General features: G+C 71.0%; 14 protein-coding genes and 1 tRNA gene. 8 read left to right on the forward strand and 7 right to left on the reverse strand.

All coding sequences use genetic code 11. From position 1 onward, the window contains the following. Window positions 1-60: 60 nt before the first annotated feature. The gene (gene carA / locus GWK15_RS08500; protein ID WP_168040860.1) at window positions 61-1,437 is read right to left on the reverse strand and encodes a glutamine-hydrolyzing carbamoyl-phosphate synthase small subunit; all 1,377 of its coding nucleotides are present in this window, start codon (window positions 1,435-1,437) and stop codon (window positions 61-63) included. Between the two features lie 117 nt (window positions 1,438-1,554). Here carA and GWK15_RS08505 point away from each other — a divergent pair, with 117 nt between their 5' ends. From GWK15_RS08505 to GWK15_RS08515, 3 genes are read left to right on the forward strand one after another with little or no spacing between them, the layout of a single operon-like run. After that, on the forward strand, window positions 1,555-2,007 hold the full coding sequence (locus tag GWK15_RS08505) for a GatB/YqeY domain-containing protein (protein ID WP_168040861.1): 453 nt from the start codon (window positions 1,555-1,557) through the stop codon (window positions 2,005-2,007). A gap of 42 nt (window positions 2,008-2,049) precedes the next feature. Beyond that, entirely contained in the window at window positions 2,050-2,511 is a 462-nt protein-coding gene (locus tag GWK15_RS08510; protein WP_168040862.1) for a DUF3592 domain-containing protein, read from the forward strand. Window positions 2,512-2,570: 59 nt separating this feature from the next. Further along, window positions 2,571-3,533, forward strand: coding sequence for a Bug family tripartite tricarboxylate transporter substrate binding protein (locus GWK15_RS08515; RefSeq protein WP_168040863.1), 963 nt, complete (start codon window positions 2,571-2,573; stop codon window positions 3,531-3,533). Between the two features lie 43 nt (window positions 3,534-3,576). On the opposite strand, the gene GWK15_RS08520 is transcribed toward GWK15_RS08515, so the two are convergent. Beyond that, complete coding sequence (locus GWK15_RS08520; RefSeq protein WP_168040864.1) at window positions 3,577-3,795, reverse strand: DUF3126 family protein; 219 nt, start codon at window positions 3,793-3,795, stop codon at window positions 3,577-3,579. A gap of 96 nt (window positions 3,796-3,891) precedes the next feature. Between GWK15_RS08520 and dnaG the strand changes: the two genes are divergently transcribed. The 3 genes from dnaG to GWK15_RS08535 all read left to right on the forward strand — a co-directional run bounded on the left by dnaG (window position 3,892) and on the right by GWK15_RS08535 (window position 8,304). Continuing rightward, window positions 3,892-5,688, forward strand: a complete 1,797-nt coding sequence (gene dnaG / locus GWK15_RS08525) for a DNA primase (RefSeq protein WP_168040865.1) — start codon at window positions 3,892-3,894, stop codon at window positions 5,686-5,688. Between the two features lie 70 nt (window positions 5,689-5,758). Further along, on the forward strand, window positions 5,759-7,681 hold the full coding sequence (rpoD, locus tag GWK15_RS08530) for an RNA polymerase sigma factor RpoD (protein ID WP_168040866.1): 1,923 nt from the start codon (window positions 5,759-5,761) through the stop codon (window positions 7,679-7,681). 59 nt (window positions 7,682-7,740) lie between these two features. Next, window positions 7,741-8,304, forward strand: a complete 564-nt coding sequence (locus GWK15_RS08535; protein ID WP_168040867.1) for a GNAT family N-acetyltransferase — start codon at window positions 7,741-7,743, stop codon at window positions 8,302-8,304. Window positions 8,305-8,380: 76 nt separating this feature from the next. Here the strand turns inward: GWK15_RS08535 and GWK15_RS08540 are convergent, their stop codons facing one another. After that, the gene (locus tag GWK15_RS08540; protein WP_209442094.1) at window positions 8,381-10,501 is read right to left on the reverse strand and encodes a sodium-translocating pyrophosphatase; all 2,121 of its coding nucleotides are present in this window, start codon (window positions 10,499-10,501) and stop codon (window positions 8,381-8,383) included. 222 nt (window positions 10,502-10,723) lie between these two features. Beyond that, window positions 10,724-11,254 carry an inorganic diphosphatase gene (gene ppa / locus GWK15_RS08545; protein WP_168040869.1) on the reverse strand — a complete coding sequence of 177 codons (531 nt, stop codon included), beginning with the start codon at window positions 11,252-11,254 and terminating at the stop codon, window positions 10,724-10,726. A gap of 112 nt (window positions 11,255-11,366) precedes the next feature. On the opposite strand from ppa, the gene GWK15_RS08550 reads away from it, so the two are divergent. Together GWK15_RS08550 and GWK15_RS08555 are read left to right on the forward strand one after the other, a co-directional pair. Next, window positions 11,367-12,629, forward strand: a complete 1,263-nt coding sequence (locus GWK15_RS08550; RefSeq protein ID WP_168040870.1) for a M20/M25/M40 family metallo-hydrolase — start codon at window positions 11,367-11,369, stop codon at window positions 12,627-12,629. A 20-nt stretch (window positions 12,630-12,649) separates the two neighbouring features. Beyond that, window positions 12,650-12,722 (forward strand) — tRNA-Ile (locus GWK15_RS08555). Window positions 12,723-12,795: 73 nt separating this feature from the next. Here GWK15_RS08555 and GWK15_RS08560 read toward each other — a convergent pair. From GWK15_RS08560 to GWK15_RS08570, 3 genes are all read right to left on the reverse strand, one after another. After that, entirely contained in the window at window positions 12,796-13,047 is a 252-nt protein-coding gene (locus tag GWK15_RS08560; RefSeq protein WP_168040871.1) for a hypothetical protein, read from the reverse strand. 87 nt (window positions 13,048-13,134) lie between these two features. Further along, on the reverse strand, window positions 13,135-14,421 hold the full coding sequence (locus GWK15_RS08565) for an MFS transporter (RefSeq protein ID WP_168040872.1): 1,287 nt from the start codon (window positions 14,419-14,421) through the stop codon (window positions 13,135-13,137). Window positions 14,422-14,439: 18 nt separating this feature from the next. Then, window positions 14,440-14,865: a MarR family winged helix-turn-helix transcriptional regulator gene (locus tag GWK15_RS08570; RefSeq protein ID WP_168040873.1), complete on the reverse strand. Its 426-nt coding sequence runs from the start codon at window positions 14,863-14,865 to the stop codon at window positions 14,440-14,442. Window positions 14,866-14,904: the final 39 nt, after the last annotated feature.

The raw sequence follows: 14,904 nt of genomic DNA on the forward strand, positions 1-14,904 counted from the left end.
GCGTCCGATCCGGACCTTCGCGCCCTTCGGCGCTCCGGTCATCGGACGCGCGGCCGGCGTTCAGGCGCCGGCCTTGTGCGCCTCGATCATCTCCACGAAGCGGTGGAAGAGGTAGTGGCTGTCGGACGGCCCCGGGCTCGCCTCGGGGTGGTACTGCACCGAGAAGGCCGGGCGGTCGGTCGCCGCGATGCCCTCATTGGTGCCGTCGAACAGCGAGACATGCGTGACCGTGGCGTTCGCGGGCAGGGTCTTGGGGTCCACCGCGAAGCCGTGGTTCTGGGACGTGATCTCGACCTTGCCGGTGGTCAGGTCCTTCACCGGCTGGTTCGCGCCGCGATGCCCGCGCGCGAGCTTGTAGGTCTTGGCACCCAGCGAGAGCGCCAGTAGCTGGTGGCCGAGGCAGATGCCGAAGACCGGCAGCTTCGTCTCGAGCACGCCCTGGATCGCCGGGATGGCGTATTCCCCTGTCGCCGCGGGATCGCCGGGGCCGTTCGAGAGGAACACGCCGTCCGGCTTGTGGGCCAGGATCTCCTCGGCGGTTGCCGTTGCCGGCACCACCACCACCTCGCAGCCAGCGGAGGCCAGGCAGCGCAGAATGTTGCGCTTCGCGCCGTAGTCGACCGCGACGACCTTGTGCTTCGGCGCAGTCTGCCGGCCGAAGCCTTCCGGCCACGCCCATTCCGTCTCGTCCCAGGCGAAGGTCTGGCGGCAGGTGACCTCCTTCGCGAGGTCCATGCCCTCGAGCCCCGGCCAGGCCGCCGCCTGCGCCTTGAGCGCGGCGATGTCGAAGCGCCCGTCGGCCTGGTGGCAGATGACGCCGTTCGGCGCGCCTGCGTCGCGGATGCGCGCCGTGAGCGCGCGCGTGTCGATGCCGGCGAGCCCCGGGATGCCGTGCGACTTCAGCCAGGCGTCGAGATGCTTCGTCGACCGCCAGTTGGCCGGCTCCGTCACGTCCTGCTTGACGATCAGGCCGCGCGCGGCGGGGGTGATCGTCTCGATGTCCTCGGCATTGGTGCCGACATTGCCGATATGCGGGAAGGTGAAGGTGATGACCTGCCCTGCATAGGACGGGTCGGTCAGCGTCTCCTGATAGCCCGTCATGCCGGTGTTGAAGCAGATCTCGCCGGCCTTGGCGGTTTCGGCGCCGAAGCCTCGGCCCCAGAAGATCGTCCCGTCGGCCAGCACCAGGCAGCCCGTGGCGCCGTCAGGGGGGGTCTCGGCAGAGGCCATGGCCGGCTCCGTCTTCTGGGTTTCCGTGGGCGCGCCGGGAAGGTCGGACAAAGCGAGGCCGGTGGCGGCCAGGACGGCGGGCCAGTGCTTGGCCGGGATGGCCTTGGCCTGCCGCCATTTGCGGATGGCCTCGGTGCCGACGCCGCAACGGGTCGCTGCCGCCTCGGGGCCGCCGAGCAGGCTGATGATCTCTTCCACGGTGCGCATGGCCCCCTGATACCGGGAAATGATTTCCCAGGGCAAGGTGAATCCCGTGGCTGGGAAATTTCCTCCCAGACGATCGGCGCGCTATAGGGGTGCCCGATCAGACCGAGGATCCCCGCCATGTCGCTGCGCGACCGTTTCATGGATGAGCTCAAGACCGCGATGCGCGCCGGCGACAGCGCCCGCGTGTCCACCCTGCGCATGATCCAGGCCAAGCTGAAGGACACCGACATCGCCGCCCGTCCGGGTCCGCCGGTGGACGAGGCCGGGATCGTCGCGATGCTGCGCGGCATGGCGAAGTCGCGGGCGGAATCGGTCGCGCTGTACCGCCAAGGCGGGCGCGAGGAACTGGCCGCGAAGGAGGAAGCCGAGATCGCGGTGATCGACAGCTTCCTGCCCCAGCAGATGGACGAGGCCGCGATGGCCGCCGCCGTGGACGCCGCCGTGGCCGAGACCGGCGCCGCCTCGATCAAGGACATGGGCAAGGTCATGGCGGCGCTGAAGGGCAAGTACGCCGCGGTGCTGGACATGGCCAAGGCCGGGCCGATGGTGAAGGCGCGCCTCGGCGGCTGAGTCCCGTTGTCGGCGGCTCCGGCCGGGGGGTAGGCTCGCGGCATGGCCGCGCCAGCCCCCGCGCCGAAGCGCGACACGTCGCGCTGGGTCTTCCTCGCCTTCTTCGCGGGGCTCGGCGTGCTGTTCGGATATTTCGCCTGGTCGCAGGCCGCGGGCCATCTCGCGCTCGCCGCGCGCGGCCAGCGGGCCGAGGCGACCATCCTGCGCTACGAGGAAGTCCGCGGCCGGCGCAGCACCAGCTGGTATCCGGTCTTCCAGTTCGCGACGGCCGAGGGCCGCAAGGTCGAGGCGACCTCGGGCGTCTCGGCCGATCCGGCGGCGCTGCCGCGCGGGCGGCGCCTTGCGGTGCTGTATGATCCCTCCGATCCGTCCACGGTCCGCCAGGCCGTGGCGGTCGAGGCCGGGATGGGCGTGACGCCCTGGATCCTGGGCGGTCTCGCGGTGCTGATGTTCGCCGGCGCCGCGGTGTTCGCGATGCCGGCGCGCGCACCCAGGACCGGGTGAGGCTTCGCAGCCGCCGTCAGGCGGGCCATGCTCCCGGCCAAGAAATCCCGGAGGAAACGATGCGCCGCCTGATCCTTGGCCTTGCCCTGGCGCTCGCCGCCTTGCCGGCACGCGCGCAGCCCGCCTATCCGGACCGGCCCCTGCGCATGGTCATTCCCTTCGCACCCGGCGGTGCGGCGGACGTCGTCGGGCGTATCGTCGCGCAGGGCATGAGCGAGGATCTCGGCCAGCCCGTGGTGGTGGAGAACCGCGGCGGCAGCGGCGGGGTGATCGGATCCCAGGCGGCGCTGCAAGCCCCGGCGGATGGCTACACCATCGTGCTGCACACGTTGTCCTCGGGCGTGATGAACGCGGGGCTCTACAGCAACATGCCCTTCGACCTCCGTCGCGCCTTCGCGCCGGTGGGCCTGGTCGGCACGGTGCCGAACATCATCGTGGTGAACCCGCGGCTGCAGGCGCAGACGCTGCAGGAGCTGATCGCGCTCGTGCGCGCCAATCCGGGGCGCATCACCTATGCCAGCTCGGGGCCCGGAACCATCGTCCACCTGTCCGGGCAGATGCTGGCCAACATGATCGGCGCGCCGATGGTGCACGTCCCCTACCGGGGCTCGGGGCCGGCTTTGAACGACCTCGTGGCCGGCACGGTGGACGTGATGGTGGACACGCTGCCGCCCTATGTCGCCCTGGTCCGCGAAGGGCGGGTGCGGGCGTTGGCCATGGCGACGCGCAGCCGCAGCGCCGCCCTGCCGGACGTCCCGACTGCCGAGGAGGGCGGGCTGCCGGGCTACGAGACCTACAACTGGCACGCCATCTTCGTCGCGACCGGCACGCCGGCGCCGATCGTCGCGCGGCTCGAGCGGGCGCTGCGCAATGCGATCGCGTCGCCCACGACGCGCGGCCGCCTGGTCGAGCTGGGCGTCGAGCCGCGCGGCACCGGGGCGGCGGACCTCGAGGCGTTCTGGGACGATCAGTTCCGGATCTGGATCCCGATCATCCGGGCGTCGGGCGCGACGGCGAACTGACCGCGCCCGTGGCGGGGGAGGGCGCGCCTCCCCCGGGGCCGTGTCAGTTCGGCATCTCGAGGTCTTCGGAGAGCACCACGATCTGGATGGCGTAGGAGACCTCGCCGTCCTCCGCATCGCGGTGGACCGTGCCGATGAACTCGTCGCCGACCTTGAGCTCGACGGAACCGCCCTTGCGCTCGGGGGGCATGACGGCGATGCGGTTGTTGCCGAAGAGGCGGCGGAGATGCGCCTGCACGGCGGCGCGTTCGGCCGGGGTCATGAGAATGGCGTGTCCTTGTCCGGAAAGGCGCGCTGATAGCCCCGGCAGGCAGGGCGCGCAAATCGCATCCTGGTGCGCTATGAGAGCCGACCCGCCATGGCCCTCCCGCCCGCCTTCCTCGACGAGCTGCGCGCCCGCACGCCGCTGCCCTCCCTGATCGGGCGGAAGACGCGGCTGGCGAAGTCCGGGCGCAACTGGAAGGGCTGCTGCCCCTTCCACGGGGAGAAGACGCCGTCCTTCTACGTCTACGACGACCATTTCCATTGCTTCGGCTGCGGCGCCCACGGGGATGCCATCACCTTCGTCATGCGCGCCGATGGCGCCTCCTTCCCCGAGGCGGTCGAGCGCCTGGCCGCCGAGGCGGGCATGGAGGTGCCCAAGCCCACCCCGCAGGAGGCCGCGCGGGACCGCCGCGCGCGGGACCTGCACGCCGTCATGGCCGCCGCCGCCGAGGCCTATCACCGCCGGCTGTTCCTGCCCGAGGGCCGGCCGGCGCTGGACTATCTGCTGCGCCGGCGGCTGAGCGAGGAGACGATCCGCGCCTTCATGCTGGGCTGGGCGCCATCCGGCCGCGGGGCCATCGCGGCCGACCTGCGCGGGGAGGGCGTGACCGAGGAGCAACTGGTCGAGGCCGGCCTCCTGCGCCCCGGCGAGGCCGGGGATCCGCCGCGCGACTTCTTCTATGCCCGGGTGATGTTCCCGATCCGCGACCGGCGCGGGCGGGTCATCGCCTTCGGCGGGCGCATCCTGGGCGATGGCCAGCCGAAATACGTGAACAGCCCGGAGACGCCGCTGTTCCGCAAGCGGATGGGGCTCTATGGCCTGGACCTGGCGCGGGAAGGAGCCTTCCGTGGCGGCGCCGTCGTGGCCGTCGAGGGCTACATGGACGTGATCGCCCTGCATCAGGCGGGGTTCACGGGGGCGGTCGCGCCGCTCGGCACGGCGCTGACGGCCGAGCAGCTCGAGGAGCTCTGGCGCCTCAGCCCCGAGCCGGTGCTCTGCTTCGATGGCGATGCCGCCGGCGCGCGGGCCGCCGCCCGGGCGGCCGAGACCGCCCTGCCGCTGATCACGACCGAACGCACCCTGCGCTTCGCGACGCTGCCCTCGGGCGAGGATCCCGACACGCTGGTCGCCAAGGGCGGACCGGCGGCCTTCCAGGCGGTGCTCGATGCCGCCCTGCCGATGTCCGAGGCGCTGTTCGGCCTGGTTGCCGGCGGCCGGCCCGCCACCACCCCGGAACAGCGCGCCGCGTTGCGGAACCGCCTGACCGGCGCGGCCGGGGCGATCGCCGACAAGGCGCTGGCGGCGGAATATCGGCGGGTGTTGCTCGACCGCTTCTTCGCCGCCTCCCGCCTGCCACAGGGGGGGCGTCCGGCGGTGCGGCGGCCCGCCCGACCGGCCATCCTGGAAGGCCCGGTCCGCGCCGAACGGGCCCGGATGCTCTTCGCCATCCTGCTGCGCCACCCCTGGATCCTGCCCCAGGTGGAGGAGGCGATCGGGCTGCTCGACCTGCCCGATGGGCCGGCCGCGCACCTGCGGGCCGCGATTCTCGCATGGCATGGGACCGCGGAACGGCTTGACTCCGAAGGGTTGATCGCCCACCTCGCGGAGTGCGGACTGGAGGATGCCGTCGCCTGGGCCCTGGTGCCCGCCGGCCTCCCCCTCGCGGCACGGCCCGAGGCCCTGCCCGGGGAGGTCGAGGAGGGTTTCTGGCACTTCTTCCTCCGCCTGCGCGGCGAGGCGGACTTGATCGAGGACCAGCAGGAAGCCCGGCGGATCCTGGCCGAGACGAATGATCCCGCGGCCCAGCGCCGGCTGATCCTGCTGTCGGAAGCGCTGGACGCCATCCGCCGCGGGGAGAATACCGCGGGGGCGTCAGGCGACGCCGCATAGGGTAGAGGCAGTTTTCTCGGGCATCCGGTCGCACGGATGCCCGAAACCGTTGGACGGAGCGACAGAGCGCATGGCGAGCAAGGCGGCGGCAGGGGCTGAAACGGTCGAGACGCGGGACGAGCAGGTCGAGGGCCTGCTGCTGGACACCCAGTCGGCGGCCGTGAAGAAGCTCATCGCCCGCGGCAAGGAGCGCGGCTACGTCACCGTCGACGAGCTGAACGCCGCCCTGCCGTCCGAACAGGTCTCCTCCGAGATGATCGAGGACACCATGGCGATGCTGAGCGAAGCCGGCATCAACGTGGTCGAGAACGAGGAGACCGAGGACGGCGAGGCCGCCAAGCCCGTGGCCAAGGCCGAGGGCGACGAGGAAGAGGAATCCGGCGGCAACGTCGACGAGGAAAGCCTCGGCCGCACCGACGACCCGGTCCGCATGTACCTGCGCGAGATGGGCAGCGTCGAGCTGCTGTCGCGCGAGGGCGAGATCGCGATCGCCAAGCGCATCGAGGCCGGCCGCGACATGATGATCGGCGGGCTCTGCGAGAGCCCGCTGACCTTCCAGGCGATCCTGCGCTGGCACGAGGCGGTGAAGGCGACCCCGCCGCGGATGCTGCTGCGCGACGTCATCGACCTCGAGGCCACGCAATCCGCCGGCAACCCCGATGGCGGCCCTGCCGACGCCGCCGCCGAGGAGGAGTTCGAGGAGGGTGAGGAAGGCGAGGGCATGGGCCTGTCGCTCTCCGCGCTCGAGGAGAAGCTGAAGCCCGAAGTGCTGGCGAACTTCGCCGAGATCGAGAGCCTGTACGGCAAGCTGCAGAAGCTCTCCTCGAAGCGCATGGAGGCCTACCACTCCGGTGAGGAGCTCGCCGGGCGCGGCGAGAAGACCTACGAGAAGCAGCGCCGCGACCTGATCGCGCTGGTCGAGAAGGTCCATCTCCACAACAACCGGATCGAGGAGCTGGTCGACCAGCTCAAGGGCCTCAACCGCAAGCTGACCGTGCTCGAGGGCCAGGTGCTGCGCCTTGCCGAGAGCCAGAAGGTCAAGCGCGAGGAGTTCCTGCAGCATTGGCGCGGCGCCGAGCTGGACCCCGCCTGGCTCGACCGCGTCGGCGCCCTGCCGGGCAAGGGCTGGAAGGCCTTCGTCCTCAAGCATTCCGCCGAGGTCGAGGCGATCCGCAGCCGCATCACCGAGGTGGCGAACACCACCGGCCTGCCGATTGGCGAGTTCAAGCGCGTCTATGCGACGGTCAGCCGCGGCGAGCGCGACATGACCCAGGCGAAGAAGGAGATGATCGAGGCCAACCTCCGCCTCGTGATCTCCATCGCCAAGAAGTACACCAACCGCGGCCTGCAGTTCCTGGACCTGATCCAGGAGGGCAACATCGGCCTGATGAAGGCGGTCGATAAGTTCGAATACCGCCGCGGCTACAAGTTCTCGACCTACGCGACCTGGTGGATCCGCCAGGCGATCACGCGATCCATCGCCGACCAGGCGCGGACCATCCGCATCCCGGTCCACATGATCGAGACGATCAACAAGCTGGTCCGCACGTCGCGCCAGATGCTGCACGAGATCGGCCGCGAGCCGCAGCCCGAGGAGCTCGCCGAGAAGCTCGGCATGCCGCTCGAGAAGGTCCGGAAGGTGCTGAAGATCGCGAAGGAGCCGATCTCCCTCGAGACGCCGATCGGCGACGAGGAGGACAGCCACCTCGGCGACTTCATCGAGGACAAGAACGCGGTCATCCCGCTGGACGCCGCGATCCAGTCCAACCTGCGCGAGGCGACGACCCGCGTGCTGGCATCGCTCACGCCGCGCGAGGAGCGCGTGCTGCGCATGCGCTTCGGCATCGGCATGAACACCGACCACACGCTCGAGGAAGTCGGCCAGCAGTTCAACGTCACGCGCGAACGCATCCGCCAGATCGAGGCCAAGGCCCTGCGCAAGCTGAAGCACCCCTCGCGGTCGCGGAAGCTGCGCTCCTTCCTCGACAACTGAGTTGACCGTCGCCCGCCGGCCCCGCGAGAGTCGCGGGGCGGGGAGGGAGGCGATCGCGCATGGCTGAACCGGTGCAGCAGGTGACGGTGGACGTCACCTTTCTCCGCATGGACGCCCCGCCGGCCGACCCGGCCCGGCCGCTGCCGGGGCATGTGCGGGTGGACCAGGTCCTGCACTGCTCGGTGCCCTTCTACCGCTACCTCTATGACACCGTGGGCGAGCCCTGGCTGTGGTGGATGCGGCGCACCGCGTCCGACGCCGAGCTCGCGGCGCTGCTCTCGCTGCCGGCCGTCTCCATCCATGTGCTGGTCAAGGATGGCGAGCCGGCGGGGTTCTACGAGCTCGACCGGCGCCATCCGCAGGTGGTGAACCTCGCCTATTTCGGGCTGATGCCCTGGGCGATCGGGACGGGGCTGGGCCGCGCCTTCCTGCGCCATGCGGTGGACACCGCCTGGGCGGCGGGGCGGGCGGCGGTCACGGTGAACACCTGCACGGCGGACCATCCGCGCGCGCTGCCGGCCTATGTCGCGGCGGGGTTCGAGCGGCTGCGGACGGTGCGGGAGGTCTGGCCGGTGCCGACGCGGCTGGGGCTCAAGGTGCCGGCGCATCTGGCGCAGGGCTGAGCCGGAACGACACGGGACATGAAAAAGGCCGGCGGATCGCTCCGCCGGCCTTTCTCGTTGGCGCCGGACGGCGCGGTCAGGAATGCGCCAGCATCGCGAGCAGCAGCAGCGCCACGATGTTGGTGATCTTGATCATCGGGTTCACCGCGGGGCCCGCGGTGTCCTTGTAGGGGTCGCCGACGGTGTCGCCGGTCACCGCCGCCTTGTGGGCGTCGGAACCCTTGCCGCCGTGGTGGCCGTCCTCGATGTACTTCTTGGCGTTGTCCCAGGCGCCGCCGCCGGTGGTCATGGAGACCGCGACGAAGAAGCCGTTGACGATGACGCCGAGCAGCATCGCGCCGAGGGCGGCGAAGGCCTGCGCCTTGCCCGCGATCGCCTGGATGCCGAAGTAGATCACCAGCGGGCTGAGCACCGGCAGCAGCGAGGGGATGATCATCTCCTTGATCGCCGCCTTGGTCAGCATGTCCACCGCGCGGCCGTAATCCGGCTTCTCGGTGCCCTGCATGATCCCGGGCTTCTCGCGGAACTGGCGCCGCACTTCCTCGACCACCGACATCGCCGCGCGGCCGACCGCCGTCATCGCCATGCCGCCGAAGAGGTAGGGCAGCAGGCCGCCGAACAGCAGGCCGACGACGACGTAGGGATTGGCCAGCGAGAAGTCGATCGCGGTGACGCCCCGGAAGTACGGGTAGGTCGCCGCGTTGGTGATGAAGTAGTTGAGGTCCTGGGTATAGGCGGCGAACAGCACCACCGCGCCGAGCGCGGCCGAGCCGATCGCATACCCCTTGGTCACCGCCTTGGTGGTGTTGCCCACGGCGTCGAGCGCGTCGGTGGTCTGGCGGATCTCCTTGGGCAGGCCCGCCATCTCGGCGATGCCGCCGGCGTTGTCCGTGACCGGGCCGAAGGCGTCGAGTGCGACGACCATGCCGGCCAGCGCCAGCATCGTCGTCACCGCGATGGCGATGCCATAGAGGCCGGCCAGGCCGTAGGACATCAGGATGCCGAAGATGATGACCAGCGCCGGCAGGGCGGTGGATTCCATCGACACGGCCAGGCCGCGGATCACGTTGGTGCCGTGACCGGTCACCGAGGCTTCCGCGATCGCCTTCACCGGGCGGAAGTTGGTGCCGGTGTAGTACTCGGTGATCCAGATGATCAGCCCGGTCACCGCCAGGCCGATGACGCCGCACAGGAACAGCGAGAAGGCGCCGAAGCTCGCCCCCGCCGCGGTCGCCGTGCCGAAGCCGAAGATCATGTAGGTCAGCGGCAGCAGGGCCACCAGCGACAGCACGCCGGTCACCGCGAAGCCGCGGTACATCGCCCCCATGATCGAGTTGTTCGCCGGCAGCTTCACGAAATAGGTGCCGGCGATGGAGGTGACGACGCAGACCGCCCCGATCGCGAGCGGATAGATCATGCCCGCGCGCAGGAAGTCCGTGCCCGCGAAGGCGATCGCCGCGAGGACCATCGTCGCGACCATGGTGACCGCGTAGGTCTCGAACAGGTCGGCCGCCATGCCGGCGCAGTCGCCGACGTTGTCGCCCACGTTGTCGGCGATGGTCGCCGGGTTGCGGGGGTCGTCCTCGGGGATGCCGGCCTCGACCTTGCCGACCATGTCGCCGCCGACATCCGCGCCCTTGGTGAAGATGCCGCCGCCGAGACGGGCGAAGATCGAGATCAGGGAGGCGCCGAAGCCGAGCGCGACCAGCGCGTCGATCACCAGCCGGTCATTCGGCGCATTGCCGCCGATCACCACCAGCAGGAAGAAGTAGACGGCCACGCCCAGCAGCGCGAGGCCTGCCACCAGCATCCCCGTGATCGCGCCCGACTTGAACGCGACGTCGAGGCCGCCCGCGAGCGAGCCGATCGCCGCCTGCGCCGTGCGCAGGTTCGCGCGCACCGACACGTTCATGCCGATGAAGCCCGCGACCCCCGACAGCACCGCGCCGAGCAGGAACCCGATCGCCACCGCGATGCCGAGCCGCCAGGCGACGAGGACGAAGAGCACCGCGCCGACGATCGCGATCGTCGTGTACTGGCGCTTGAGGTAAGCGGACGCGCCTTCCTGGATCGCCTTCGCGATCTCCTGCATGCGCTCGGTGCCCGGATCGCGCGAGAGCACGTCCTTGGCGGTGATGACGCCGTAGGCGATGGACAACGCCCCCAGCGCGATCACGATGATCAGCCACAAGGTCAACAAATCGCGGACTCCCCCTGGAAAAACAGCGCGGACCTAGCCGCAACGGCCCGTCTTGCGCGGGTCGCGGGGGAGGCTAGAGGGGGAAGGGCCGGGCGCGCAACCGGGGCCGGGCCAGGCGGTCGCCCGCCGGCCTCGGCCCGCTGGCCAGGAATCGGTGTCCAGAGGCCCTTCGGCCTCTGGCGGGGTGGTCCGGAGGGGCGGCGCCCCTCCGGTTGTTCGCTACTTCGCCTTGGCGCGCGCGATCGCGTCCTGGATCAGCTTGCGCGCCTCGTCCGCGCCGCCCCAGCCCAGGACCTTCACCCACTTGCCGGGCTCGAGGTCCTTGTAGTGCTCGAAGAAGTGCTGGATCTGCTGCAGGGTGATCTGCGGCAGGTCCGTGTGGTTCTTCACATGGGCGTAGCGCTGGGTGAGCTTCGGGGTCGGGACGGCGATGATCTTCTCGTCCCCGCCGCCGTCATCCTCCATCTTCAGCACGCCGACCGGGCGGACGTTGATCACCGCGCCCGGAATGATCGGGCGGGTGTTCGCCACCAGCACGTCGATCGGGTCGCCGTCCTCGGAGAGGGTGTGGGGGACGAAGCCGTAATTCCCCGGATAGCGCATCGGCGTGTAGAGGAAGCGGTCGACGATGAGCGTGCCGGCCTCCTTGTCCATCTCGTACTTGATGGGCTCGCCGCCGACCGGGACCTCGATGATGACGTTCACGTCCTCGGGCGGGTTCTTGCCGATCGGGATGGCGTCGATGCGCATGGACTGGCACTCCAGGAAGGGTCGGCGCGGCTGGTAGCAGAGTGGCGGGCCGGGGCCAATCGCAGCGCAGCATGGCTTGCGCCCGGGGCCGGCCCCGCCCAGGGTTCCGGCCATGTCGAGCCCCGCCGAAAACCGCGCCGCCTTCGCCGCCGCCGCCCGCGCCCGCGCGCCGGAGGTCACCAGCCTGACCCGCCGGCTGATGGCGGTGCCGTCCCCCAATCCGCCCGGCGACGTGCGCGCCTGCGCCGAGGCCGCCGCGGCCCTGCTGCGGGCCCTCGCCCCGGGTGCCGAGGTGTCCCTGCACGCCACCTCGCCCGAGGTCACCAATGTCGTCGCGCGCGTCACGGGCGCCGGGCCGGGGCGGGTGCTGGCCTTCAACGGCCATCTCGACACCTATCCGGTGAACGAGGCGCTGCCCTGGACCGTGGACCCGCTGGCCGGCGAGGTCCGCGACGGCCGGCTCTACGGCCGCGGGGCAGGGGACATGAAGGGCGGCATCGCGGCCTCGATCCTCGCCTTCGCGCTGTTGGCGGAACACCGTGCGGCCTGGCGGGGAGAGGCGATCCTGACGCTGGCGGGGGATGAGGAATCGATGGGCCCGCTCGGCACCAAATGGCTGCTGGACAATGTCCCGGGCCTTGGCACGGCCGGGGCGGTGATCATCGGCGACGCCGGCAGCCCGCGCGTGCTGCGCTTCGGGGAGAAGGGCTTCCTCTGGGTCGAGGTCGAGGCGACGGGCCGCGCCGCCCATGGCGCGCATGTCCATCTGGGCGACAATGCGATCGACCGGCTGCGCGCGGCGCTCGATGCCGTGGCACGCCTGGCGGCGCTGCCGGTCGTCGCGCCCCCGGCCGTCACGGCGGCAATCGCCGTGGCGCAGGGCATCAGCGAGCCGCTCGCCGGGGAGGGCGAGGCGCGCGTCCTCGGGGCCGTCACGGTGAACATCGGGCGCGTCGAAGGCGGCACGGCGCCGAACCTGGTGCCGGCCTCGGCGCGGGCGGCCTGCGACATTCGCCTGCCGGTCGGCGTGACCTGCGCCGCGGCGGAAGCCGCGCTGCAGCATGGCCTCGACGGGCTGCCGGGCATCGACTGGCGCGTCCTGCGCCGCTTCGAGCCGAACCACACCGACCCGGCCGCCGACATCGTCCGCCTGGCTCATGCGGCGGCTGAGGAGGTCCTCGGCGGCGCCGTCGCGGTGAACATGCGGGTCGGCGGGTCCGATGCGCGCTGGTTCCGCATGGCGGGGCTGCCGACCGTCGTCTACGGCCCGACGCCGCACAACATGGGCGGCGCCGACGAATGGGCGGATATCGCGGAACTGGAGGCGGTGACCCGGGTGCATGCACTCGCCGCGTTTGATTTCCTCGCGGCCTGAGGGCAATCAGGCGGCGTCGTGGGCCTGTAGCTCAATGGTCAGAGCGGACCGCTCATAACGGTTTGGTTGCAGGTTCGAGTCCTGCCGGGCCCATGACCTTCGCACGCAGGTGCCTGCGGAGGTCATCCTCCGGCGGACGGCGGCCCAGCCGAGCGGGCGTGGCAGGTCAGCGCGACCTCCGTAGCAGCATCACGACCCCCAGCAGCACCGCCCCCGCGGCCCACAGCACCAGCAGCGCGCCGAGCCCGAGGCCGGTGCCCACCAGCGTGCCGGTCCGCACGCTGTCGGATTCGGCGCCGGCGTATTGGCGGACCGCATCCGCGAAGCTCACCAGGAACCAAATGCCCATCGCGGCATTGAAGACGAGGAACAGGCGTCGCAGCAGGCGCGGGCGTGACGGGGCGGCTCGGGTGTCCATCGGTTGCTCCGGGCGATCCTGCCGTTGTCTGGACCGCCCGCGGCCCGGCGCCGAGGAAATGCTTCGCCGCCCCGCCGCCCCGCCGCGTTACGCCGTCGAGGCCGTCGCCGCCGGCGGCACCGGCCGCCGCGCGCCCAGGGCCAGCACCGCCGCCACCAGGCAGGCCGCGCCCGCCAGGTAGAAGGCCGGCAAGTAGGAGGCCAGGACGTCGCGGCTCAGCCCACCGAGGCCCGCGGCCAGCGCGGCGCCAAGCTGGTGCGCGGTGAAGACCCAGCCGAAGACGATCGGCGCCTTCTCCCGCCCGAAGGCCGCGCCGGCGAGCTTCACCGTCGGCGGCACCGTCGCCACCCAGTCGAGCCCGTAGAACACCGCGAAGAAGGCGAGGCCAAAGAGGCTGAAGCTCGACGACGGCAGCCACAGCAGGGACAGCCCGCGCAGCCCGTAATACCAGAACAGCAGCTTGCGGTTGTCGTAGCGGTCCGACAGCCAGCCCGACCCTATCGTGCCCATGAAGTCGAACACGCCGATCAGCGCGAGCACGGAGGCTGCCTGCACCTCCGCCATGCCGAAATCGGCGCAGAGCGGGATGAAATGCGTCTGGATCAGCCCGTTGGTGGACAGGCCGCAGATCATGAAGGTGACGAACAGGATCCAGAAGACGCGGGTCTGCGCGGCCTCGGCCAGCACGGCGAAGGCGGTGCGGACGGGATTGGCGCCGGGGGGCGCGGGCGGGGCGACGCGATCCTCGCCATAGGCCGGCAGGCCGAGTTCCGACGGGTGGTTGCGACCGAACAGGACCATCAGCAGCGCCGCGACGGCGCAGGCGGCGAGGCCCGGCAGGATGGCGACGCGCCAGCCCTCGTTCTGCGCCAGCCAGGCGCCGAGCGGCAGGAAGGCGAGCTGCCCCGTGGCATTCGCCGCCGTCAGGAAACCCAGCACCAAGCCGCGCCGCGCGACGAACCAGCGGTTCGCCACGGTGGCGCCCAGCACCATCGCCGTCATGCCGGTGCCGATGCCGGTGATCGCACCCCAGTAGAGCCAGAGCTCCCACACCCGCGTCATGTTCATCGACAGCAGCAGCCCGGCCGCGACGACGGTCAGCGCGATCGCGACCATCCGCCGCAGCCCGTAGCGCTGCAGCAGCGCGGCGGCGAAGGGCGCCATCAGGCCGAACAGCAGCAACCGCAGCGCCAGCGCGCCCGAGATGGCGGAGATGTCCCACCCCGTCTCCCGCTGCAGCGGCAGCATCAGCGCGCCGAGCACGCCGAGCGCCCCGGCCGAGGAGACCGCGATGAGAAAGGTGAGGGCGACCATCACCCAGCCGTAATGGATGCCGCGGCGGGCAAGGGCGGCGGCAAGCGGAGCGGCGAACATCGGGCGGTCCTTCCGGGATCAGGCGAGGTCGGTGGCGAGGAGTTCGGCCAGCATCACGCGTAGCGCCTGGGTCCGTTCGGGGCCGAAGCGGGCGTCGAGATCCTCCTGCGCCGCACGCCAGAGGGGGCGCGCGGCGGCGAGCCGCGCCTCGCCCTCGGGCGTGAGGGCGAGGAGGCGGCTGCGGCGATCGGCCGGGTCCGGTCCGATGGCGAGCAGGCCGTCGCGTTCCAGCGGTTGCAGATTCCGCCCCAGCGTCGTGCGGTCCATCGCCATCGTCGCGGCGAAGGCCCCGATCCCGATGGGCCCGCGCGCGGCGAGATGGGCGAGCAGCGCATACTGCCCGATGTTCAGCCCGACCGGCGCGAGGCGCTGGTCGTAGAACTGGGTCAGGTGGCGCGTCGCCTTGCGCAGGCCGTGGCAACTGCAGCGGTCGGTCCGGAGCATGGCGGGGAAGATAAGTGTATATACGCATAATTCAAGCGC

Origin of the sequence: Neoroseomonas oryzicola, from assembly GCF_012163135.1 — a bacterium.
Classification (GTDB): domain Bacteria; phylum Pseudomonadota; class Alphaproteobacteria; order Acetobacterales; family Acetobacteraceae; genus Neoroseomonas; species Neoroseomonas oryzicola.

Excerpts from the sequence above, each read along its gene's own strand:
- GWK15_RS08520 (WP_168040864.1), bottom strand. The coding sequence starts at position 3,795 with ATGACCCCGGCCGAACGCGCCGCCGTGCAGGCGCATCTCCGCCGCCTC.
- dnaG (WP_168040865.1), top strand. The coding sequence starts at position 3,892 with ATGGCCCTCCCGCCCGCCTTCCTCGACGAGCTGCGCGCCCGCACGCCG.
- GWK15_RS08535 (WP_168040867.1), top strand. The coding sequence starts at position 7,741 with ATGGCTGAACCGGTGCAGCAGGTGACGGTGGACGTCACCTTTCTCCGC.
- GWK15_RS08505 (WP_168040861.1), top strand. The coding sequence starts at position 1,555 with ATGTCGCTGCGCGACCGTTTCATGGATGAGCTCAAGACCGCGATGCGC.
- rpoD (WP_168040866.1), top strand. The coding sequence starts at position 5,759 with ATGGCGAGCAAGGCGGCGGCAGGGGCTGAAACGGTCGAGACGCGGGAC.
- GWK15_RS08570 (WP_168040873.1), bottom strand. The coding sequence starts at position 14,865 with ATGCTCCGGACCGACCGCTGCAGTTGCCACGGCCTGCGCAAGGCGACG.
- ppa (WP_168040869.1), bottom strand. The coding sequence starts at position 11,254 with ATGCGCATCGACGCCATCCCGATCGGCAAGAACCCGCCCGAGGACGTG.
- GWK15_RS08560 (WP_168040871.1), bottom strand. The coding sequence starts at position 13,047 with ATGGACACCCGAGCCGCCCCGTCACGCCCGCGCCTGCTGCGACGCCTG.
- GWK15_RS08550 (WP_168040870.1), top strand. The coding sequence starts at position 11,367 with ATGTCGAGCCCCGCCGAAAACCGCGCCGCCTTCGCCGCCGCCGCCCGC.
- GWK15_RS08510 (WP_168040862.1), top strand. The coding sequence starts at position 2,050 with ATGGCCGCGCCAGCCCCCGCGCCGAAGCGCGACACGTCGCGCTGGGTC.
- carA (WP_168040860.1), bottom strand. The coding sequence starts at position 1,437 with ATGCGCACCGTGGAAGAGATCATCAGCCTGCTCGGCGGCCCCGAGGCG.
- GWK15_RS08565 (WP_168040872.1), bottom strand. The coding sequence starts at position 14,421 with ATGTTCGCCGCTCCGCTTGCCGCCGCCCTTGCCCGCCGCGGCATCCAT.
- GWK15_RS08515 (WP_168040863.1), top strand. The coding sequence starts at position 2,571 with ATGCGCCGCCTGATCCTTGGCCTTGCCCTGGCGCTCGCCGCCTTGCCG.